The sequence below is a fragment of the Brevibacillus centrosporus genome (assembly GCF_046622605.1).
Classification (GTDB): Bacteria; Bacillota; Bacilli; order Brevibacillales; family Brevibacillaceae; genus Brevibacillus; species Brevibacillus centrosporus.
In genome coordinates this window covers 4,213,126-4,234,908 of sequence record NZ_CP176856.1, presented here as the reverse complement: position 1 = coordinate 4,234,908, position 21,783 = coordinate 4,213,126, and the positions used below count along the sequence as shown (strand labels likewise).

18 protein-coding genes and 1 riboswitch are annotated in these 21,783 nt (G+C 52.0%); of the genes, 14 read left to right on the top strand and 4 right to left on the bottom strand.

Features of this window, described 5'->3' with window-relative positions; all coding sequences use genetic code 11:
* Window positions 1-45: 45 nt before the first annotated feature.
* Window positions 46-2,775, bottom strand: coding sequence for an aconitate hydratase AcnA (gene acnA, locus ACLIN2_RS21435; RefSeq protein WP_411502064.1), 2,730 nt, complete (start codon window positions 2,773-2,775; stop codon window positions 46-48).
* 283 nt (window positions 2,776-3,058) lie between these two features.
* On the opposite strand from acnA, the gene ACLIN2_RS21430 reads away from it, so the two are divergent.
* Genes ACLIN2_RS21430 through ACLIN2_RS21410 form a run of 5 tightly spaced genes read left to right on the top strand, consistent with a single transcriptional unit; the run spans window position 3,059 to window position 7,489 of the window.
* A complete protein-coding gene (locus ACLIN2_RS21430; protein ID WP_411502063.1) occupies window positions 3,059-3,334 on the top strand; it encodes a hypothetical protein in 276 nt (91 codons plus the stop codon).
* Window positions 3,301-3,954 (top strand): MFS transporter, encoded by a 654-nt coding sequence (locus ACLIN2_RS21425; RefSeq protein ID WP_411502062.1) that lies wholly within the window; start codon window positions 3,301-3,303, stop codon window positions 3,952-3,954. Before ACLIN2_RS21430 ends, ACLIN2_RS21425 begins: the two co-directional genes overlap by 34 nt.
* Before the next feature lie 28 nt (window positions 3,955-3,982).
* Window positions 3,983-5,746, top strand: a complete 1,764-nt coding sequence (locus tag ACLIN2_RS21420; RefSeq protein WP_411502061.1) for an ABC transporter ATP-binding protein — start codon at window positions 3,983-3,985, stop codon at window positions 5,744-5,746.
* 4 nt (window positions 5,747-5,750) lie between these two features.
* Window positions 5,751-6,425, top strand: coding sequence for a response regulator transcription factor (locus ACLIN2_RS21415; protein ID WP_092268749.1), 675 nt, complete (start codon window positions 5,751-5,753; stop codon window positions 6,423-6,425).
* Window positions 6,422-7,489, top strand: a complete 1,068-nt coding sequence (locus ACLIN2_RS21410) for a sensor histidine kinase (protein ID WP_411502060.1) — start codon at window positions 6,422-6,424, stop codon at window positions 7,487-7,489. Before ACLIN2_RS21415 ends, ACLIN2_RS21410 begins: the two co-directional genes overlap by 4 nt.
* 178 nt (window positions 7,490-7,667) lie before the next feature.
* Here ACLIN2_RS21410 and ACLIN2_RS21405 read toward each other — a convergent pair whose 3' ends face one another.
* A complete protein-coding gene (locus ACLIN2_RS21405; protein WP_411502059.1) occupies window positions 7,668-8,693 on the bottom strand; it encodes a ThiF family adenylyltransferase in 1,026 nt (341 codons plus the stop codon).
* A 4-nt stretch (window positions 8,694-8,697) separates the two neighbouring features.
* A complete protein-coding gene (locus ACLIN2_RS21400; protein ID WP_411502058.1) occupies window positions 8,698-9,402 on the bottom strand; it encodes a molybdenum cofactor biosynthesis protein in 705 nt (234 codons plus the stop codon).
* Between the two features lie 210 nt (window positions 9,403-9,612).
* Between ACLIN2_RS21400 and ACLIN2_RS21395 the strand changes: the two genes are divergently transcribed.
* The 9 genes from ACLIN2_RS21395 (at window position 9,613) to ACLIN2_RS21355 (ending at window position 20,668) form a co-directional block, all read left to right on the top strand.
* The gene (locus ACLIN2_RS21395) at window positions 9,613-10,416 is read left to right on the top strand and encodes a hypothetical protein (protein WP_411502057.1); all 804 of its coding nucleotides are present in this window, start codon (window positions 9,613-9,615) and stop codon (window positions 10,414-10,416) included.
* Window positions 10,417-10,557: 141 nt separating this feature from the next.
* On the top strand, window positions 10,558-11,040 hold the full coding sequence (gene moaC, locus ACLIN2_RS21390; RefSeq protein WP_092268950.1) for a cyclic pyranopterin monophosphate synthase MoaC: 483 nt from the start codon (window positions 10,558-10,560) through the stop codon (window positions 11,038-11,040).
* A gap of 3 nt (window positions 11,041-11,043) precedes the next feature.
* A complete protein-coding gene (locus tag ACLIN2_RS21385; protein ID WP_411502056.1) occupies window positions 11,044-12,309 on the top strand; it encodes an MFS transporter in 1,266 nt (421 codons plus the stop codon).
* Between the two features lie 135 nt (window positions 12,310-12,444).
* A complete protein-coding gene (locus tag ACLIN2_RS21380) occupies window positions 12,445-13,344 on the top strand; it encodes a DMT family transporter (RefSeq protein ID WP_328210653.1) in 900 nt (299 codons plus the stop codon).
* Window positions 13,345-13,501: 157 nt separating this feature from the next.
* Window positions 13,502-13,963, top strand: a complete 462-nt coding sequence (locus ACLIN2_RS21375) for a MarR family winged helix-turn-helix transcriptional regulator (protein WP_122960659.1) — start codon at window positions 13,502-13,504, stop codon at window positions 13,961-13,963.
* Window positions 13,960-17,094 (top strand): efflux RND transporter permease subunit, encoded by a 3,135-nt coding sequence (locus ACLIN2_RS21370; RefSeq protein WP_411502055.1) that lies wholly within the window; start codon window positions 13,960-13,962, stop codon window positions 17,092-17,094. Before ACLIN2_RS21375 ends, ACLIN2_RS21370 begins: the two co-directional genes overlap by 4 nt.
* Window positions 17,095-17,149: 55 nt before the next feature.
* Window positions 17,150-18,382, top strand: a complete 1,233-nt coding sequence (locus ACLIN2_RS21365) for an efflux RND transporter periplasmic adaptor subunit (protein ID WP_411502054.1) — start codon at window positions 17,150-17,152, stop codon at window positions 18,380-18,382.
* A 59-nt stretch (window positions 18,383-18,441) separates the two neighbouring features.
* Window positions 18,442-18,559, top strand: a riboswitch (SAM riboswitch).
* Window positions 18,560-18,751: 192 nt separating this feature from the next.
* Window positions 18,752-19,930, top strand: coding sequence for a pyridoxal phosphate-dependent aminotransferase (locus tag ACLIN2_RS21360; protein ID WP_092268765.1), 1,179 nt, complete (start codon window positions 18,752-18,754; stop codon window positions 19,928-19,930).
* Window positions 19,931-20,197: 267 nt separating this feature from the next.
* On the top strand, window positions 20,198-20,668 hold the full coding sequence (locus tag ACLIN2_RS21355) for a hypothetical protein (RefSeq protein ID WP_411502053.1): 471 nt from the start codon (window positions 20,198-20,200) through the stop codon (window positions 20,666-20,668).
* 205 nt (window positions 20,669-20,873) lie between these two features.
* On the opposite strand, the gene ACLIN2_RS21350 is transcribed toward ACLIN2_RS21355, so the two are convergent.
* Window positions 20,874-21,773, bottom strand: coding sequence for a LysR family transcriptional regulator (locus ACLIN2_RS21350; protein ID WP_411502052.1), 900 nt, complete (start codon window positions 21,771-21,773; stop codon window positions 20,874-20,876).
* Window positions 21,774-21,783 lie beyond the last annotated feature (10 nt).

Below are 21,783 nucleotides of genomic sequence, written 5' to 3'. Positions count from 1 at the left end.
CTTTTTTATGGGTGGGTGCTGTTACGAACTTATTTGATAACGATCTTATGCGTTAACTGGTTTGCCTTCATCCAGCAACTGACGCAGTACAGTTTGCAGGATACCGCCGTTGCGATAGTAGTCTACGTCTACCATGGAGTCCAGACGAACCAGTACTTCGAATTCGAAGCTGCTGCCGTCATTACGGGTAGCCTGTACTTTTACGCGTTGGCCTGGTTGAACGTCATCGGACAGACCTACAATGCTGAAGGACTCCGTACCGTCGATATTCAAGGTTTTCCAGCTTTGACCGTCAACGAATTGCAGAGGGAGTACGCCCATACCTACCAGGTTTGCACGGTGGATACGCTCGAAGCTCTCTGCAATAACCGCTTTGATGCCCAAGAGGAATGTACCTTTTGCTGCCCAGTCACGGGAAGAACCAGTACCGTACTCTTTACCAGCCAGTACGACAAGTGGAGTACCGTCTGCTTGATACTTCATGGAAGCATCGTAGATGGACATTACTTCGTCAGTTGGCAGGTATTTGGTTACGCCACCTTCAGTTCCAGGAGCCACTTGGTTGCGGATACGAATGTTCGCGAAAGTACCGCGCATCATTACGTCATGGCTACCACGGCGAGCACCGTAGGAGTTGAAGTCTTTGCGTTCTACGCCGTTCGCTTGCAGATAGAGACCTGCAGGGCTGGTTGGCGAGATGTTACCTGCTGGGGAGATGTGGTCAGTTGTCACAGAGTCACCGAACAGAGCGATGGTTTTCGCTGCTTTGATGTCTGCGATCGCTGCGATTTCGCCAGCCAGGTTTTTGAAGAATGGCGGTTCTTGGATGTACGTGGATTTTTCATCCCACTCGTACAGATCGCCAGTTGGAACGTCGATTTGGTTCCAAGCTTCGTTTTGTGTAAACACTTGACCGTACTCAGCACGGAACAGAGCAGGATTCATCGCTTTGTCCATAGCTGCTGCGATCTCTTGAGGAGATGGCCAGATGTCTTTCAGGAATACTGGCTCTCCGTCTTTGCCAGTACCGATTGGTTCGGAAGTCAGGTCGATATCCACAGTACCCGCCAGTGCGTATGCAATAACGAGTGGAGGCGAAGCGAGATAGTTCGCTTTTACCTGTGCATGGATACGTCCTTCGAAGTTACGGTTACCGGACAGAACAGCGGCTACAGTCAGATCTTCATCAGCGATTGCTTTGCTGGTTTCCTCTGGCAATGGACCGGAGTTACCAATGCAAGTGGTGCAGCCATAACCTACGACGTTGAAGCCGATAGCGTCGAGGGAATCGATCAGGCCAGCGTCTTTCAGGTATTGTGTAACAACACGGGAACCTGGAGCCAGGGAGCTCTTCACGTAAGCTGGTTTGGTCAGACCTTTTTCCACAGCTTTTTTCGCCAGGATACCTGCGCCGAGCATTACACTTGGGTTAGAAGTATTGGTACAGGAAGTGATCGCTGCGATTACTACCGCACCTGTTTTCAATGTAGCTTTCTCGCCATTTGCATAAACAACTGGTGCGGAAGCTGCAATTTTCTCATCGGAGAGACCAAAGCCGCCTTTGTCGATCGGCGTACGCAAGCTGCTGTTGAAGGATTCCTTCATAGCAGTCAACTCTACGCGGTCTTGTGGACGTTTTGGACCAGCGAGGCTCGGTACTACAGTGGACAGATCCAGTTCCAATGTTTCGGAGAATACTGGGTCGACAGTGTCGTCGGTACGGAAGAGACCTTGTGCTTTGGTGTAAGTTTCCACCAGAGAGATCAAATCTTCTTCGCGGCCTGTTTGACGCATATAGTTGAGCGTTTCGGAGTCTACTGGGAAGAAGCCCATCGTAGCGCCGTATTCAGGAGCCATGTTCGCTACAGTCGCACGGTCAGCCAGCGAGATGTTGGACAGGCCAGGTCCGTAGAACTCTACGAATTTCCCTACAACGCCTTTTTTACGCAGCATTTGGGTAACAGTCAGAGCCAGGTCAGTTGCAGTTGCACCAGCACTCAGGGTACCAGTCAGTTTGAAACCAACGACTTCTGGTGTTACGAAATACAGAGGTTGGCCGAGCATTCCTGCTTCTGCCTCGATACCGCCAACGCCCCAGCCAAGAACACCAAGACCGTTGATCATAGTGGTGTGGGAGTCAGTACCTACGAGAGAGTCAGGGAAAGCTACCAGTTCGCCATCTACTTCACGAGTAGCGATAACCGTTGCCAGGTACTCCAGGTTTACTTGGTGAACGATACCCGTTGCTGGAGGAACCGCACGGAAGTTGTCAAACGCAGTTTGTGCCCAACGCAGGAAGCGGTAGCGCTCTTGGTTGCGTTCGAATTCCAGCTTCATGTTGTTTTCCAGAGCAGATGCGTTACCGAAATCGTCAACCATGACGGAGTGGTCGATAACCAGGTCAACTGGAACCAACGGGTTGATTCGTTTTGGATCTCCACCAGCGCGCTTCATCGCGATACGCATAGCAGCCAAGTCTACAACGGCAGGAACACCGGTGAAGTCTTGCAGTACGATACGTGCAGGCATGAGTGGTACTTCTTGGTTTTCGTCGCGTCCTTTTGTCCAGGTCGCCAGTTGTTGTACGTGTTCTTTGGTGATAGCGCGGCCATCGAACTGACGTACAGCAGCCTCGAGCAGAACTTTAATGGAGAACGGCAGCTTGGAAACTTCTCCAACGCCTTGTTCTTCCAACCCTTGCAGGCGATAGTACGCGAAAGACTTGTCGCCTACTTGCAGGGAAGATTTTACTTTGTAAGCATCTTTGTTAGCCAATGTATACAACCTCCCTAAAGAATTCTTGGGGTTTCATCAGGTGAAACGCAGTTTCGTTTCCTTCATTACGAACCTATTATACTCGATTTATTTCTTGCCATCTACCCCAAATTCATCATTTATATACAAAAATCATGGGAGAAAAAATAGGCACCGATCTCAAATAGGGAACCTAGCCTATCGTATTATCCCGTTTATATTCCGTTTACATTCATCCATTAATGTTTCTTTTGCAAGGGAGTAGCGGCACCAGGTGATCCGTTGGGGGAAGGAGAGGGAAAAGGTGGAAATCGAAAAACAACCGAGCAACAAGCTGATTTTATTCGGACTGCTCTTGGGATTGCTCGTGTCTTCCCTCAACCAGACGATCACAGTGACTGCGATGACTACGACGGTTAGCTGGCATTGGCTCTTTTTCGTCAATCTGCCCTTTGGAGTCTCAGCGGTTTGCTTATTGGCAATTGGACACCGTGAAAATCGGATCAAACACAAGCTGATAATCGATTGGCCGGGAGCCATCACGCTTTGCGGATCGGTCATCGCAATCTTGCTAGCTTAGGTCCGATCCTTCCTCTTGCTCTGTTTCGCCATCGGCTTGTTTCGAGCGCAAGTGTGGTTTCCTTTTTCGTCAGCGCGGGCATGTTCGGCGCCATCCCATTCGTTCCATTCTTTTTGCACGAAGTACAAGGTGTCAGCTCAGCACTTGCAGGAGCCATGGTCATCCCGTACATGCTCTTCTATTTTGTGGGCAATGTGGTGAGCAGGCGCCTGATGAGCTGTTTTACTTACCGCCAAATAGTCTTTACCAGCCTATTGATCATAGGAGTCAGCTTCGGTCTGCTGATGATCGACACGCAAACAACTTTACTGTCGGTTGCAACGTATATGATAGTATCAGGACTGGGAACGGGCCAGCTCATGCCGGTTTTGAAAACGGCTATGCAGAGCGCCGTAAGCAAGCAACACTCGGGTTCTTTCCCTTCCCTTTTCGGGTTTGTACGCTCAATGGGCAGTACCATCGGAGTTAGCTTGATGGGGCTCCTGATGTATGTTCAGCCTGACCACTCCCTTGGAATCGAGATCGAAGAAGTCTTTACACTCGGTCTTTTCTTTGTCATCATGGCGTTGCTGGCGGCCCTTTTTCTGGGGAAAGCGCAACTGGTTATTCGTCAGAACTAAAATCTTTACAGGCAAGGAGATCATTGCAATGAAAACTACTTTGAATCCAGCAGAAGGAACAAAGGCCAATTGGCGCTCGTTCTTTCATTTAATAAAAGAAACAAAGCCGTCTAAGTGGAAAGTCGGAATTGCCCTATTTTTGAGTGTCGCCACTACATTGGTGAGCCTGGTCATTCCTCTTTTCACGAAAGACCTCGTGGACAGCTTTACCCTTTCATCGATAAGTCCTGGCCAAATTGTTATTCTGGCGATTGCTTTTGTGGCACAAGCCATCGCTGGGGGAGTCTCGATCTATTTGCTCAATCATGTCGGCCAAAGCATCGTGGCATCCCTGCGTCAGCGTCTGTGGAAAAAGCTGCTGGTACTGCCTGTCTCCTATTACGATAACCATCGGACAGGAGACACGATCAGCCGGATGACCAACGATACGGGTGTTGTCAAAGGTTTGATTACGGAGCATTTGTCCAACTTCTTTACCGGTATCATTGCGATTGTCGGTTCGATCGCAACACTGCTGTACCTGGACTGGCAAATGACATTGGTGATGCTGATAGCAGTTCCGTTCGCCTTCTTTATTTTGATGCCACTGGGGCGGCAGATGTACAAGATCTCCAAAGGGCTGCAGGATGAGACAGCCAGCTTTACAACCGTCATGAATCAGGTGCTTTCCGAGGTTCGGTTGGTCAAGTCGTCGAATGCAGAGCCGCATGAGTACCAAAGTGGAAAAAAGGGGATCGACAATCTGTTCCGCTACGGGCTGAAAGAAGGCCGTGTGCAAGCGATGATCGGACCGCTGATTTCCTTTGTCCTGATGGTGCTTCTGGTCGTCGTTATGGGCTATGGTGGAATGCGCGTAGCGACTGGGGCTTTGACGGCAGGGGAGCTGGTCGCCTTTATCTTGTATCTCGTCCAGATCGTGATGCCGATGGGGCAGTTCACCCAGTTTTTCACTCAGCTGCAAAAAGCGATAGGTGCGACCGAGCGAATTATCGAGACGCTGGACGCAAGAGAAGAAGACCATGCATCAGGGCGCGAGCTGAATAGCGCCAATCAGCCAATCTATGTGGAAAACGTGAGCTTTGCCTACGATGGTGGGGAAACCATCTTGGAGAATGTGAGCTTTACGATTGCTCCAGGCAAGGTCACTGCGATTGTCGGACCGAGCGGCAGCGGGAAGACGACGATGTTTTCCCTGCTCGAGCGCTATTATCAACCGAATAGCGGGAGCATCCGCTTGGGAGAGGAACAGATTCAAGGCTTTACCCTCGCTTCCTGGCGCAGCAAGATCGGCTATGTGTCGCAGGAAAGTCCGCTCATCGCCGGGACGATTCGGGAAAACATCTGCTACGGGCTGGGTAGAGAAATCAGTGACGAAGAGCTTAGGCAAGCGGCTGCGATGGCGTATGCCGACCAGTTTATCGAGGAGCTTCCGGAAGGTTACGAAACACAGGTAGGAGAGCGCGGCGTCAAGCTCTCTGGGGGGCAAAGGCAGCGGATCGGGATCGCACGTGCTCTACTCCGTGATCCGCAAATTCTCATGCTGGATGAAGCGACCTCCAGTTTGGACAGCAAATCGGAGCTGATCGTACAGCAGGCGCTTACTAATTTAATGAAGGGACGCACGACACTGGTCATCGCCCACCGGCTATCAACCGTCGTCGATGCGGATCAGATCCTGATTTTGGAAAAAGGAAAGATTACAGGCAGAGGGCGGCACGCCGAGCTGTATGAAACCCATGCGCTGTATCGGGAATTCGCCACGCAGCAGCTGCGCGTGAAAGAAAGGGTGTAAGTAGATGACCAGATTGATGGTGGTAGATGATGATCCGCATATCCGGGAGTTGGTCAGCGTCTTTTTGGAGCGGGAGGGCTTCGATATGATGCAGGCGGCAGATGGAAGGGAAGCTTTGTCCAAGCTGGAGGACACGCCAGCCGATTTGGTCATCCTCGATATTATGATGCCAAATATGGATGGCTGGGAGCTTTGCCGGGAGCTGAGGAGCCTTTACGACATTCCGTTGCTCATGCTGACCGCAAAGGGAGAAACAGCGCAAAAGATCAAAGGCTTCGAGCTGGGAACAGATGATTACCTCGTCAAACCGTTCGAGCCAGCCGAGCTCGTTGTTCGAGTCAAAGCGTTATTGAAGCGATACCGCATCGCGAGCTCCCATATTGTGCAGGTAGGTGGCTTGCAGTTGAACCGCCAGACCTATGAGGTGATGCAGGGCGACAAGCTTCTGACGATTCCCTTGAAAGAGTTTGAGCTATTGTTTATGCTAGCCAGCTATTCCGGCAAAACGCTCTCCAGAGAACAGCTGATCGAACAGATTTGGGGCTATGACTTTGAAGGAAACGAGCGAACGGTAGATGTGCATATCAATCGCCTGCGGGAGCGGTTTCCGACGGAGAGCTACGGCATTCTCATCCGGACGATTCGCGGACTCGGCTATCGTCTGGAGGTAAGTACATGAGTGGACCTGTGATAAAAAAGGACGTTGTTTTCAAGGTCGTAGCTTCGATCACCTTTCCGGTTATTCTCATCGCATGCTGGTCAGCGGGTTATGCCATCAGTCGTTCCCTTTTTCCAAAATGGTGGCCGCAGGCTTCTGATTTTACGATCGGCGTAACGAGCGGCATTCTCGGCTTTTTCCTTTTCCTGCTCGCGATGTTTCTGATCTCCAAGCTGTTTCCCCGGCGTCATCGGGAGCTGTTTCAAATGGTTATCGACGCCCTGCGCAGAATCGCCAAAGGGGATTTCAGCGTCAATCTCGATGTGAAAATAGATCATATGTGGGGAGAGCTGGTGGACGGGATCAATCATATGGCAGAGCAGCTAAACGAAATGGAGCAGCTACGCCAGGAATTTATCTCGAATGTGTCTCACGAAATACAGTCCCCTTTGACATCCATCAGAGGATTTGCCAGAGCCTTGCAAAATGAAAGGCTCACGTATGAGGAGCGGCAGCATTACCTGCAGATTATCGAGACGGAGAGCGCGCGTTTGTCCAAAATCAGTGAGAATTTGCTCAAGCTCACCTCCCTGGAGGGCAAGCATCATCCGGTCGAGCGGAAAAGGTACAGTCTGGATCAGCAGCTGCGCAGAATCATTCTGGCGTGTGAGCCGCAATGGCTGGAAAAGGAGCTGGAGCTGGACATTATCCTGGACAAGGTGGAAATCGTAGCGGATGAAGAGATGCTGAGCCAGGTATGGAATAATCTGATCAACAACAGCATCAAGTTTACTCCGAGTGGGGGCAAGCTGCAGATTCAGCTGCGGGAAGCGGGGGAAGAGGTGCTCGTGCGCGTGACGGATACGGGGATCGGTATCGCCAAAGAGGATCAGGGACGCGTGTTCGAGCGATTTTTCAAGGCGGACAAATCCCGCAATCGCACAAGTGGAGGAAGTGGATTGGGGCTGTCCATCGTGAAAAAAATTATCGACCTGCATCAAGGGACGATCACGGTCCAAAGCGAGCTGGGGGCGGGAACGACATTCATCGTGAGCTTGCCAGCAGTACCCGGAACAAATGCATAGGTTAAAAAGGGGCGGTCGCGACGTCAGGAAAAGACGTTTGCGATCGCCCTGTTTGAACGTATAGGAATTTATAAGCTTTAGGCTTATGAATTCCGGAGCGCATGAAAATTTTCCGCTAAAACGCGGTCGCTCTTCCTTGAGCTGGCCACAATAGAGGTTTTCTTATTGGCTTGGAGCTTTAGGCACCGATGTATTTGGCGTGGAGGGTTCGTGCCTGGGTAATGTCATCCGTGCCTTGCACCAGTACCCGTCCATCAGGGAAGACCACCAGCGTGTGCGGCTCTGCGTGGAAGCGCAGCAAAAACTTGTTGCGCTCCACTTGGCCAAGCGGTGCGAGTCTTACAGCCAGCGCGTCCAGATCAAGCGACATGCTGCTGGCAGGAGAGATTTGGACGGTGTCGCGTCCGCATAAGGATACGGCTTGTCCATCCTGCGTTTCCGGATGGAGGAAAGCGAAGTCGCGCTGCCCGCAGCAAGGGCAGTCTGCCCGGCGGCCGTTTACAACCTTGATTTGCTGATGACGGTTTTGCCATATCTCGAAGTGCTCCAGATTTGGATTGAGCGCATCAGTCGCGCCGACCAGGATCTTGAAAGCTTCGGTCGCCTGATAAGAAGCGACGATGTGAATGATCGGACCGATGACGCCTGCCGTATCGCAGGTCGCCATTTCGCCAGGGTTCGGTGCTTCTGGAAACAGGCAGCGCAGACAAGGGGTCTCACCGGGACGAATCGCGGTAAAGGTACCCGTCGCACTAACAGCTCCGCCGTACACCCAAGGTATGCTGTGCTTTACACACACATCGTTTACGAGGTAGCGAACCTGAAAATTGTCCGTCGCATCAAGCACGAGATCGACATCTGCGAGCAGCACCTCGGCATTGTAGGCAGTCAGATCGGCGACGACAGGCTCGATCGTCACTCCCGAGTTGATGCGTGTCAGCTTGGCGTGGGCAGCAATCGCTTTTGGCAAATGCTCAGCTGCATCGGATTCGTCGTACAGCATTTGACGCTGCAAATTGCTCGGCTCCACAAAGTCGCGGTCAATGAGCCGGACGAAGCCTACTCCGGCGCGAACCATGTGATTGGAAAGCACCGTGCCAAGTGCGCCCATCCCGACGATGGCGACGCGGCTTTGGCTGAGCTGATCCTGTCCGCTGCGCCCGATCGGAGCAAACAGGATCTGGCGGGAATAGCGTGTATCCACGTTCTTATTGTCCCCCTTCTTCGTACTTCGAGATCGGATCCCAGGGACCTTGCTGATGCCCTTTCCACTCGCTGCCGTCTTCCCACATTTCCTTTTTCCAGATGGGAACAATTTGCTTCAGGCGCTCGATGGCATAGCGTCCAGCCTCAAAGGATTCGTTGCGATGCGCAGTGGCGACCGCTACGACAACGGCGATCTCCTCCACCTGCAGATTTCCGACGCGGTGCTGCATCGCGACTTGCGTGCCGGGCCAGCGTTCCTCGATTTCTGCTGCGACCTGCTTCATTTTTTTGACGGCCATCGGTGCGTATGCTTCATAGGAGAGGTACACGGTGCGCTGACCTTTCGTGAATTCACGAACTGTGCCAACAAAGGTAAGGATGGCGCCGGCATGCGGATTGCTGACGAGCTGCACGAGCTTGTCCGCAGAGAGTGGCTCTTCGGTAATCGCAAAGCGAGGGTCTTCTCCGCCGCTTACTGGAGGAAGCAGCGCAATTTCATCCTCTTGCAAAAGAACTCTGTCAGGTGCAGCGTATTCTTGGTTGACCGATACAAAGCAACTGCCAAGCAGCGGCGCGAGTGCAGCATGCTGGGTGGCGACAGCATCCAGTAGATCGCGAACAGTAGCTTGATCAGGAAGGGTTATTTTGATTTCACGTTCGTTGGCTCGCTCGGCAAGGCCGGCAAACAGCAAGATCGTAACAGTCATCAAGGCGATTCCTCATTTCCCGTTAGTAAATAAAAGACTCTTTATGGCTTGACGATATCACAATACGGACAAGATGCCAATCTTCGGAGGGGTTCGGGAATATACTTGCCTGAATTTTCGGATGGGTAGATTTCGGAATGATTGAAAATAATTTCCAGCTTGCTATAGTGGTAAGAGAGGAGACACAATTAGGGAAGGGTTGGGGAAGAAATGTGTACGAGCTTTGTCAGCTACGGTGATCGCACGTTGATCGGGATGAATTTCGACATTTCCGATCGGGCTATCAAACTGGTTTATCAAAAGGACAGTCAGCTTCTTGTCATGCAGCAGGAGAAAGACGCGTTTTTTCCTGCATTGGGCATCAACAAGAGCGGGACTTTCATGAATTTGCACATGGTCGAAGAAAACGCGGCAGGGGCTTACCGTCGCGGAAAGAATTGCGTCCATATAATGAAGCTTTTTGACGATGTGCTAAGTGAGAAGCTCGCCCTAGAGGATGTACCTGTTTTCGCAAGCGACCATGCCATCGTGAATGTTCCAGGGCACAGCGTCCATAGCTTGATCGCAAACGGGCAAAGCCGTGCCTGCATCGTCGAGCCAGGGAGAAAGCCGCTTCAGCTCGATTCGGAGGATGTAAAATTCGTCGTGCAAACCAACTTCTCGTTAATGGATGCAAAGGACAGCGGGGGAGCAGCGGACGGCTCTTATGGAGTGGAGCGTTTTCATCTAGCGAACGAGCGGCTCGCGTCGGCACAAGGGAGAGTTGGGGTAGAAGACGGTTTCTCGGTCTTGCAGGAGACCGCACAGCTGCGAGGAGATTTCCCCACACAGCTATCCCTCATAAGCGTTCCCGAAGAAGGGATTGTCTATTTCGCCCTACAAGCCGACTTTGAGCGGATTTTTTCCTTTTCCTTTCACGATCAGCAAATACGAACTAAGCAAGGTTTTCAGACTAGCAGGAATAGCCCTGTCACCAGAAAAGGCGTTCTGCTCTCGGAGCTTTCCGGTTGGTAAAGATTTAGATCTTGTATCCCTTTACATAGTGATTGCTTTTATTCGGAAGCCAGAGTAAGGTAGAGGAGTAAGAGATATTTTGAGCGAATGGGGCGAAAATCGGGAGAAGTTCTGATTTTCGCTTATTTTTGGAGGAAAAATATGAGCGATCAGCTGACTCATTTTAATGAGCAAAATCGTGCCCGCATGGTAGATGTCTCGGAAAAAAACATCACCAAACGGGAAGCGGTAGCGCAAAGCAAAATAACGATGAAGCCGGAAACATTGGCGCGTATCCGCGAGGGGCGTGTAGAAAAGGGGGATGTATTGGCTGTGGCTCAGGTGGCGGGCGTCATGGCAGCCAAAAAAACATGGGATATCATTCCGATGTGCCACCCGCTGCCGCTGACTGGGATCGATATTCGCTTCACGTTTACAGATGACCAGACCATCGAGATGGAAGCGTCTGTCAAAACAACAGGAAAAACCGGGGTGGAGATGGAAGCTTTGACCGCAGTAAGTGCGGCTGCCCTGACTGTGTACGACATGTGTAAGGCGATGGACAAGGGCATGGTCATCGGACCGACCAGCCTTCTTTTAAAAACAGGTGGCAAAAGTGGGGACTTCCGGCGGGGAGAGAACTAACAAATGAGACAGACTTGGAATTCCTATCCGAGCAGCATCCGTCTTCTGGCGGTAGCTGCCATCATTTTTTCTACAGGTATGGCTTGTATCTGGCCTCTGGTCACCATCTATATACACGATTATTTAGGAAAGCCGCTGACCGTAGCCGGCTTTTTGCTGATGCTGAACCAGGGGGCATTTTTGGTGGGGAGTCTGGCTGGCGGTATGCTCTTTGACCGCTGGGGGAAGATGAAGACGATCATCCTGTCCTCCATCGGGATCATCGTCATATCGGTCTGTCTCGGTTTCACGACTGATTTCACCATCTATACGATTCTTTTGCTTCTGAACGGATTGTTTTACGGAACCTTGTCCCCTGTGATGAATGCGCTGGCCGTTGTCATGTGGCCGCAGGGGGGGCGAAAAGCCATCAACATGATTTACGTTGCCCTCAATGCAGGCGTCGCAGCTGGTTCCGCCCTAGGAGGAGTTTTGGCAAGCGTGTCGTTTGCTTGGACCTTCTTCGGAAACGCTATCGCTCAAATCGTTGTTTTTGCCATGTTTGTCTTTATTTTACCTCGTCATTTGAAAGCGATCGCGGAGGGGCAGACAGGAGCAGCTGAGCAAGCAGCTACTTCTGCTGTAATGAAAGAGAGCGAACAGAAGGCGGCGATCTCCACCTCCCCGAAAAAAGTAGTGTGGGGCGCGTTGATCCTGTTATGCGCCGGGCTTTTGATCAGCTGGATCGTGTATGTGCAGTGGACGACGGTACTCTCTACCTACATGCAGTCACTGGGGATTACCTTGCGACAGTACAGCCTGCTGTGGACGCTTAACGGAGCTTTGATTTTGTTTGGACAGCCGCTTATCTCATGGGTCATCAGGCATTTTGCCAAGACGCTCAAGGCACAGATGCTGCTGGGAACCTACGTTTTCGCCTTGTCGATGCTGATTTTGTCCCAAACGACGGCGTATGCAGGCTTCTTCGTCGCCATGTTTGTCATGACGATTGGGGAAATGCTCGTTTGGCCGGCTGTTCCGACCGTGGCTGCCGAGTTTACACCGGAAGGGCAGGAAGGCTTCATCCAGGGGCTGGTATCGGGTACCGGCTCTGCTGGCCGGATGCTGGGGCCGCTGCTCGGGGCTTTCATTTTCCAGACGTTTGAGGCACAGGGCTTGCTCTACATTATGGCCGGACTCTCACTGATGTCTGTCGCTTTCTTTGTTCTGCACAGCTCGTTTCAAAAACGCAGCAAGCGCAGCGTGGTTGCGACAACCATAGAAAAATAAAGGAGGGCGCCTCGTGCGTCTTTCTTTTCGTTTGTTGGTAACAGGCATACTTCGATAGCGGGAGAATCAATAGCTTGTTAGAATACAGGCAGGAGCGCAAAGCGAGAGCCTAAATAACAGAAGGAAGGGATCCACTTGTCTCGGTCGTTATTTCTGGTACTCACGATCCTCAGTCTCATCTGGGGTGGTTCGTTCTACTTTATGAAGATCCTGCTGCATGATTTCGGTCCCGCGACGATTGCTTTCCTGCGTTCTGCTCTTGGCCTGGTGACGATTATCTTGATCATGGTGTGTTTGAAAAAGCCAATCGGTTTCAAACAAATTGCCTGGGGGCCGATGATCATCATGGCCTTGGTCAATACGGCGATCCCGTGGTCGCTGATTGCCTTCAGTGAAACTCGTTTGACGAGCACGATGGCATCGGTGCTAAATGCGGCGACTCCAATATGGACCTTGGCGGTAGGCATCCTCTTTTTCAAGTTTGCATCCAATCGCATGCATTGGATCGGCATGCTCATCGCCTTTTGTGGCATTATTGTCTTGCTCGATGTCAATCCGGTTTCCTTGGTGTCCGTGGATGTGATCGGTTTTCTTTGCATGCTCGCGGCTACTTGCTGCTACGCATTTGGAGGACAGCTGTCGAAGCGTTTGCCCGGCAATCTATCGATGTACCAGATTACGTTCGGGACACTGCTCACCTCGATGATCGGAGCAGGTGGAGTCTCGCTGGCAACGGAGTCGCTACCTATCTCCGCGTTTAGCTCGGGGGGGACAGTCGCGGCCTTGCTGGGGCTTGGCGTGTTTGGCTCTGGCGTAGCGTATATCCTCTTTTACTACCTGGTGCAAAAAGGCGGTCCAGAAATTGCGTCACTCGTAACGTACCTCGTGCCGATCACAGCGTTTATCTGGGGCTATTCACTGCTAGGTGAACAGATTACGTGGAATCTGCTTGTCGGGATGCTCTTCATTGTCGGCGGGGTGTTTTTGACGGGCAGGAAGGTGAAGCCGAAAACGAAAATGACCGTGGAAGTTTAGTGGGGAAGCAGGCTACAGGGAAGAGGTAGCCTGCTTTTTTGTAAACCATTTTTGGTGTCGAAACTTGCTTCGCTTTTCAAAGTGAATATTTCTTGATGCGAAATATTGAAGCGTGACATAATCATTTCGTAAAGCGAAATAGTGTGGGGTGCTTGCTATGGACGATAAGAAGCGGATGGCAATGCGTCTAACAAAGCTCAACAAGGTCTATCTGGATGTGATTGCGCAGGAGCTTGCTGCATGCGGGATGACCGTACCGCAGATGTTTGTGCTGGGGCCAGTCATGCAGGGCAGAAGGACGATCGGGGAGATCAGCCGGATGATTGACCTTTCCTACAGCACTGTATCCGGAATCGTCGACCGTTTGGAGCGGAATGGTTTTGTGGAACGTACCCGCGACCATCAGGACAGACGGATGGTGTGGGTCGAGCTGGTCGGTTCCGTCGAGGCGATCCAGAACCGGATTCCGTTCATGCGAGGCGAGTACTTCCCCGAGCTTTTCTCATCGATGGAGGCGTCTGAAGTGGAGAGGGCCAGTGAGTCCTTGGCGCTTTTGACCAGGCATCTCGAAGTGCGGCAACAATCGTTTCCGAAAAAGGGAGGGAGTGATGCGAGATGAATCTGTCACGTTTTTCCATTCAACGCCCCGTCACTATTTTTATGATGGCGCTAGCCTTGCTCATCTTTGGCTTTGTTTCCCTGCCCAAGCTGGCTGTCGAGCTATACCCGGAATTGAACTTGCCGGTAGCGGTCGTTGTCACGACAGTAGAAGGCAGTACACCCGCCGAGGTGGAAAAGCTGGTGACAAAGCCGATCGAGGAAGGACTCGGAACCGTCGCCAACGTCGACAAGATCATGTCCAACTCGGCAGAAGGAGCTTCTCAGGTTATCCTGCAGTTCAATTGGGGAACCGACATGGACCAGGCGACCTTGAACATGAGGGACAAAGTAGATCAGGTGCGCGGCAGACTGCCTGACAACGCAAACGCCCCGCGAATTATCAAGATCGATCCGAATAGCGAGCCGATCATGACGTTGTCTGTCACCGGGGAGAGCGACATCGCAAAGCTCAAGACCTTGGCCGAGGATGTCATCAAGCCGAGATTGGAGCGCATCGACGGGATTGCCTCAGTAGGTGTATCTGGCGGAGAAGACCAGGTCATCGAAGTCGTGCTTGATCCGGACCGCATCGCGGCTTACGGGATCGGAATCGAGCAGGTGCAGCAAGCCTTGCAAGCGACGAACCTCTCTGGTACCTCTGGCAGTATACGGGAAGGAGACACGAAGCTGGCGATCCGGGTCGATGGAGAGTACAGCAATGTCCAGGAGATCGGTGAAACGCCCATCCGGCTGCCCGGTGGAACCATCGCTCTGAAGCACCTTGCGACCATTTCGGATACATACAAGGAAATCACCCAAAAAACGTACTTGGACGGCCAGACGAGTGTAGGCTTGAGTGTAACCAAGGCATCTGGGGGAAACACCATTGAAGTGGCAGATGAAGTAAAAGCTGAGCTCAAGCAGCTGGAAAACGTCTTGCCCAAAAACGTCAAAATCTCGATGATTCTCGATTCGTCTCAATTTATCAAGGATTCCATCTACACGGTTGGCGAGCATGCGCTGATCGGCGGTCTGTTTTCCATCCTCGTCTTGCTCCTGTTCCTCGGCAGCTTCCGATCGATGATTATCATTGCGATCGTTTTGCCCATCTCCGTAATCGCCACATTCTGTCTGATGTATTTTACCGGTCAGACGATCAACCTCATTTCGCTGTCGGGCTTGACGCTCGGACTCGGCTCTCTCGTTGACTTTGCGGTCGTAATCCTCGAAAACATCTTTCGTTATCGCGAGCAGGGCAAAAGCATGATGGAAGCGGCACGACTCGGCTCCAAGGAAGTCGGGACCGCCGTCATGGCATCTGCCCTCGCTCAAATCTCTGTTTTTGCTCCCATCGTTTTTGTAGAAGGGCTCGCCTCGGAGCTGTTTGGCCCGCTTGCCCTGACGGTTGTGTACTCGCATATCGCAGCTTTGCTTGCCTCCCTGACGCTGGTTCCGATGCTGAGCGCCCGCTGGCTGAAAAAGACTCCGCATATGGATGAGCAGGAGCGAGCGAAATATCGGGGCATCAATCCACTGATTTGGTTCCATATCGGTTTCTCCAAGCTCGCTCGCCGGTATGGACGGTTTCTCGGTTGGGCTATTACGCATCGAAAAACAGTATTGGCCGCCACGATTGCGCTGTTTGTTGGTGCCGTGTTCCTTTCAGGAGCCGTCGGAGCGGAATTCATCCCCAAGCTCGAACAGGGGAAAATCTCTGTTTCCATCAAAATGCCAAATGGGACGCTGCTAAAGGAGACGGAAAAGGTCGTGCAGGAAGTAGAAGGCCGAATCAAACAGCTGCCCGAGCTCGATCAACTGTATACCTCCATCGGGTCATCCGGCGGGCCTTCCATTATCGCAACGTCCACAAGCAACCGGGCGCAGCTGCAGGTGTCACTGGTACCCAAGGAGCAGCGTACTGTCACGACGGAGCAGGTCGTGGAGCTTTTGCGCAAACAGCTCTCCGACATTTCTGGACCTGAAATCGAGGTAAAGGAGCTGGATCAGTCAGGGGGACCCGTCACGGCTCCGCTGGAAGTGACAGTTCGCGGGGACGATCTCGCTGTTTTGGAAGACATCAGTGCAATTGTCGCGGGGGAAATGAAGCAGGTGGAAGGGACACGAAATATTGTTTCCTCTATGGAAGAAAAGAGCCAGGAGCTGCAAGTGATCGTCAATGCCTCGCGGGCAGGCTTGTACGGACTGACGACCAGTCAGGTGCTGTCCAATGTGCGTACTGCCTTTGATGGAATGACCGTCACGACGTTTCAGACAGGCGATGATCAGATCGATATCCGCGTCATGATGCCGCGTAAATATCAGGACGACATCACTTATCTGCAGCAGCTTCGCATCCCGACATCAGGAGGGGCGCAGATCGCGTTATCCTCTGTCGCAGATATCGTCAACCAGGAAGTGCCCCAGGTGATTGCCCGCTCCAACCAGACACGTGAAGTGAAAATCTCCGGAGAATTCGTCGGGCGTGATTTGAACTCCGTTTCCTCGGATATTCAAGCCCGTCTGAATGCGTTGACTCTGCCGGATGGCTACAGCATCGAGTTTGGCGGGCAGAGCAAGGAAATGATGGAGTCGTTTGGCAGTCTCGGACTTGCGATCATCCTGTCCATCGCCCTCGTTTACATGGTTATGGCCAGCCAGTTTGAATCGCTGTTCACACCATTTATCATCATGTTTTCGATTCCACCGACCTTCATAGGTGTCGTAGTCGGGCTGCTCGTGACCGGTAAGCCGCTCAGCGTGCCTGCGCTCATCGGCTACATTCTCTTGATCGGAATCGTCGTCAACAACGCCATCGTGCTCATTGATTACGTGAATCAGCTTCGAAAAAAAGGCGTGGAGCGCAACAACGCGATACTCGCTGCAGGACCTCTGCGGCTGCGTCCCATTTTAATGACCACGCTTGCCACGATTCTGGCGATTACTCCACTCGCTTTTGGCGGAGGCGAGGGCAACGAATCGCAGGCACCGATGGCGATTGTGGTGATCTTTGGCCTTTCTTTCTCGACCATGATCACGCTGGTACTCATCCCGGTAATCTATACCTGGTTTGACGACCTGGGCAGCAAGCTGAAAAATCGCAAGCGTAAACAGAAGAAAGCCAAAGGCAGCGAGCTTCGTACCGAAGTATGATGCGGGAGAAGCAGGCGGACACGAGGTGGCTCGCCTGCTAGAGGGAGGATAGAAAATGAAAAGAAGCGGGGCAACAATCGGCCTGCTGCTGGCTTTTGCGGTAGCCATCGGAGGCTGTAGCAGCCAAGAGGCACAGGTGACACCTCAGCAGGAAGAGACCAAGGTCGTCCCTGTCCAGATCGACACCGTCAAGCGAGGGAGTGTAGGAGCAAGCGCAGGGGTAACCGGAAAGCTGGCACCGAGCGAGACAGTCGAAGTCACGCCAAAAGCGAGTGGAAAAATCAGCATGGTCCATGTAAAGCTGGGGCAGCAGGTACAAAAAGGAGCTGTCTTGTTCACGATGGATCAGACGGATCTAACAAACGCGGTGAAGGAAGCGCAGGCGAGCTATGAGCTGGCGGCGGCATCCTTGCAGCAAAGCAAGACCAGCACGGCGCAAAGTCTGCAGCAAGCCCAAAGCGGTCTCGTTTCGGCGCAGCAGGCACTAAACGATGCAAAACGAGACTATGAGCGGATCTCTGCTCTGTTCAATCAGGGGGCGGTATCTGCCCAGCAGCTGGAACAAGCCAAAGCCGTCTTGGTGAACGAACAGAGCGCGTATGATACCGCCAAGCAGACGCTCGCCACCGCGAAACAAAAAACAGGTGTGGCAGTCACGGAGGCATCCGTAGAGCAAGCGCGGGTCGCCTTGGAAAACGCGCGTCAGCAGCTGGGAAATGCCGTTATTGCCGCCCCTATTTCGGGGACGATTTCGGAGGTGCACGGCTCTGCAGGAGAGATGGCCTCGCCTCAATCTGCTGTCGTGACGATCGTGGATACAGATCCTTTGATCGCGAAGACCAATCTGTCGGAAAAAGACATGGCGACCGTCAAGACAGGGGACCTCGTCCACGTCTCGCTCACGGCAACCGGGCAAAGCTTGCAAGGGACGGTAACGGCAATCAGCCCTGTCATGAATCCGGATTTGCGGGCTTATCCTGTGGAGATCTCCCTCGCCAATCGGGATGACCGACTGAAAGCGGATATGGTGGTCAACATCCAATTCGGTCAGCAGCAATCTGCCCAGTCCTTGGTCATCTCGCGAAAGGCTGTGTTTGAGGAAAACGGGAAACAATACGTGTACTTGCTGGACCAGTTGACTGCGAAAAAAGTAGAGGTCAAAACGGGAGTCCAGACAAGTGATGCCGTCGAGATTCTCGCGGGTGTGAAAGAAGGAGAGCAGATCGTAGTGCGGGGACAGACACTGCTCAAGGACGGAGCGACCGTGCAAATTCAGCAAGGATCTTGACACACCGGTAGTGCTCAAGTAGTATGAAGAAGATTCAAAACATTATATTCCGTGTGCTTTACTTATGTAGAGAGGTGGAGGGACTGGCCCTATGAAGCCCGGCAGCGGATCTGCTCACCCATAGTGGGAAGTAGATGCTGTGCCAATTCCAGCAGGAGAATTCCTGACAGATAAGGACATGACGAAGCTGATCTATCCCTTTTTCTGTGAGGAAAAAGGGATTTTTTGTACAGTAAGAATTTATAGTATTCTTAGCCAGTATAAGTGCAGCTAAGGCGGAGACCTGTACCCTTTGGGTGCAAAAAGCTTGGCGTAGCCAAGTTTTCTAACATTCCCAGCATTACCCGACAGAAAGGAAAATGAAGACAGATGCGTATCCAACCCTCCGACATGATCGATCGGCTGCCGACACAGTTTTTTGCCACACTCGTAGCGAAAGTAAACAAAGTAATCGCTGCAGGACATGATGTCATCAATCTCGGACAGGGCAATCCTGATTTGCCGACACCAGCCCATATCGTAGAAGAGCTGCAAGCAGCCGCTGCACTCCCGCTGCATCATAAATATCCGCCATTCAGCGGTCGCCTCGAGCTGAAGCAGGCTGTCGCTCACTGGTATAAACAAGAGTTCGATGTTGACCTCGATCCCGAAGAAGAAGTAGCCATTTTGTTCGGCAGCAAAACAGGACTGGTAGAGATCTGTCAGGTCTTGATGAACAAAGGAGACGTGGCTCTGGTGCCGGATCCAGGCTACCCGGACTACTGGTCTGGCGTGGCGGTGGTAGATGGACGCATGGTCATGATGCCACTGCGCGCTGAAAATCAGTTCTTGCCTGATTACGGCCAGATTTCTCAGGAGGATTTGGATCGCGCGAAGCTGATGTTCCTCAACTACCCAAACAACCCGACAGCGGTAAACGCTCCGTTTGAGTTTTACGAAGAGACGATTCGTTTTGCCCGCAAAAACGAGATCGTCGTATGTCACGACTTCGCGTACGGCGCGATCAGCTACGACGGGAAAAAGCCGGTGAGCTTCATGCAAGTACCGGGTGCTAAGGAAGTTGGCGTGGAGTTTTATACGCTGTCCAAAACCTACAACATGGCAGGCTGGCGCGTCGGTGCGATGGTCGGAAACCGTGAGCTCGTCCGCTTGATCAATCTGATTCAGGACCATTATTTCGTCAGTTTGTTCGGTGCTGTGCAGATGGCCGCTGCCAAAGCGATGACAGAGTCGCAGCAATGCGTGCGCGATCTCGTAGCGGTTTATGAGGGCCGCCGCAACGCGCTGTTCTCCAATCTGCACCGCATCGGGTGGCAGGCTCAGCCTTCGCAAGGCTCGTTCTTTGCATGGCTGCCGGTTCCGAGTGGCTTTACTTCCGTAGAGTTCTCCGATTTGCTGCTGGAAAAAGCCCATGTCGTCGTGGCGCCAGGAAATGGCTTCGGACCGACCGGCGAAGGCTACGTCCGCGCGGCACTTCTATCGGATGAAGCTCGATTGGCAGAGGCTGTACGTCGAATTGAACAGCTCGGTATTTTTGCCAAAGCCTAAGTGAAAAGCGAGAAAGACCGTTATCCCTGAGAAAGAGCAGCTCAGAGATGACGGTCTTTTTTTCGATGGAGTAATTTCGGGCATATGCCCATCGCTTGCCGAAGGGAGGAAGAATAAGGTGGATGAGAATGGGCATTTTAAAAAAGAGTTTGTCATTCTCAATAAAAATCATTCTCAGCGTTGACAGATAATGATTTTCATTATACGATGGATACTGTTAATGATAATTAGTCTCACCGACAACAATTGGCAAAGCAGGAGGGTACTATGCGCTATCAGATTAACGGTTACACTGATATGTATACGGTGATCGCCAACGAGCGTAAAATAGGCGGGGCCATTGAAGCAAGCTCAATCCGTCTGCGTACGGGAGAAGTATATGGCAATGCCGTTCTCACTCGCTTGGAAATGTCAGGTGCGCATTTTTGCTCGATCGGTTTTGTTACAGAAGAAGGACAGCGGCTGATCGTCCATGTAGACGATGTGAGCATGATCACGGATGCACGCCACGTAAACGTCTGTGAATTGCGCAATGACTGCATGCGAGCGGAGAAAAAGGCGGATCGCTTGAAGCGTTTGAAACGGCTATGTGAATTGAACGAAGGAAGCTGTACCTTGACCTTCCAGGAAGAAGCGCTGCTGCTCGCGCAAGACGTTGGCTTGGAAGAAGCTCATGCGCAAGTAGACTTGTCTTTCCTGCCACAAGCGGAAAAGTCAAAAGTAGTTCGCATCGCTTAAGACAGCTACATACAATAAATTTCCAGCCTCTTTCCTCATAAGGAAAGAGGTTTTTATTAACGTATAGGAATTTATAAGAGTTTACGTTTATGAATTCCGGAGTGCATGGCGAAGTGCCTCAGCTTCCGCTTCTGGCATTCCTTCGGTAAAACTTACCGCTAAAACGCGGTCGCTCCACCTTGAACAGGCCTCGATAGAGGTTTCCTTATGACTGGATTCCTTTTCCATTGTGCTGGATGAAATCAATAAAGGTACGTACCTGCTGCGCCATGATGTCGTCCTGACGGTACACGAGGCAGATATGGCGGCGATTGACATACCCTGGCAGCTCGTGAACGATCAGTTCTTTCAGCTGGCTTTCGCGGATGACACTTCGTTGAGGCAAAATGCTGATGCCCATGTTGTGCTTGACCGATTCCTTGATCGTCTCGATCGCACCGAGCTCCATGCGAATTTTCCAGCGAAACCGGTTTTCTTCTGCCCACAGCTCCGCCAGCTCTCTGGAAGTGGAGCCGTACTCATGCACGAGAAAGGGTTCATTGCGCAAATCACTCAGAGCGATCTCTTCTTTAGCGGCAAGCGGATGCGAGGGAGACATCACCAATCGCAGCTCGTCGGCAATCAAGGGGATGACATGCAGACCTTCTTTCTGACCCTCTGGCAGCGAGACGATGGCGACATCAATTTCAAAGTCGAGCAAGAGCTCCATGATGGCTTTTGCCTTTTTCACGGTCAGCATGGGCAGTACGTTTGGATAGATCGCTTGAAAGTCTGCTAAAAACGGAGGCAAGAAATAGGTGGCTGGCGTGTAGCTCGCGCCGATTTTCAGCGTCCCTCTGCCTCCTTCCCGATACTCCTGCACCAGCTGCTCTGCCTCATCCAGTAAGGTCGTAATTCTCCGTGCATAGGGCAGCATGGCCATCCCTGCTTCGGTGAGGCGCAGCTGCCTAGGCTGCTTGTAGAACAGCTCGACCCCCAAATCTGTCTCAAGCTTTTTCAAATGAAAGCTGATGGTCGGCTGCTTGACCTTTAACTCCTCGGCTACTTCTGTTAGCGTCCGGCACTGGGCTGCGACGGCAAATACGCGCAATTGCTGAATGTTCACGGCCATCCCT

Excerpts from the sequence above, each read along its gene's own strand:
- ACLIN2_RS21395 (WP_411502057.1), top strand. The coding sequence starts at position 9,613 with ATGTGTACGAGCTTTGTCAGCTACGGTGATCGCACGTTGATCGGGATG.
- moaC (WP_092268950.1), top strand. The coding sequence starts at position 10,558 with ATGAGCGATCAGCTGACTCATTTTAATGAGCAAAATCGTGCCCGCATG.
- ACLIN2_RS21370 (WP_411502055.1), top strand. The coding sequence starts at position 13,960 with ATGAATCTGTCACGTTTTTCCATTCAACGCCCCGTCACTATTTTTATG.
- ACLIN2_RS21355 (WP_411502053.1), top strand. The coding sequence starts at position 20,198 with ATGCGCTATCAGATTAACGGTTACACTGATATGTATACGGTGATCGCC.
- ACLIN2_RS21385 (WP_411502056.1), top strand. The coding sequence starts at position 11,044 with ATGAGACAGACTTGGAATTCCTATCCGAGCAGCATCCGTCTTCTGGCG.
- ACLIN2_RS21420 (WP_411502061.1), top strand. The coding sequence starts at position 3,983 with ATGAAAACTACTTTGAATCCAGCAGAAGGAACAAAGGCCAATTGGCGC.
- ACLIN2_RS21375 (WP_122960659.1), top strand. The coding sequence starts at position 13,502 with ATGGACGATAAGAAGCGGATGGCAATGCGTCTAACAAAGCTCAACAAG.
- ACLIN2_RS21365 (WP_411502054.1), top strand. The coding sequence starts at position 17,150 with ATGAAAAGAAGCGGGGCAACAATCGGCCTGCTGCTGGCTTTTGCGGTA.
- ACLIN2_RS21360 (WP_092268765.1), top strand. The coding sequence starts at position 18,752 with ATGCGTATCCAACCCTCCGACATGATCGATCGGCTGCCGACACAGTTT.
- ACLIN2_RS21410 (WP_411502060.1), top strand. The coding sequence starts at position 6,422 with ATGAGTGGACCTGTGATAAAAAAGGACGTTGTTTTCAAGGTCGTAGCT.
- ACLIN2_RS21415 (WP_092268749.1), top strand. The coding sequence starts at position 5,751 with ATGACCAGATTGATGGTGGTAGATGATGATCCGCATATCCGGGAGTTG.
- ACLIN2_RS21400 (WP_411502058.1), bottom strand. The coding sequence starts at position 9,402 with ATGACTGTTACGATCTTGCTGTTTGCCGGCCTTGCCGAGCGAGCCAAC.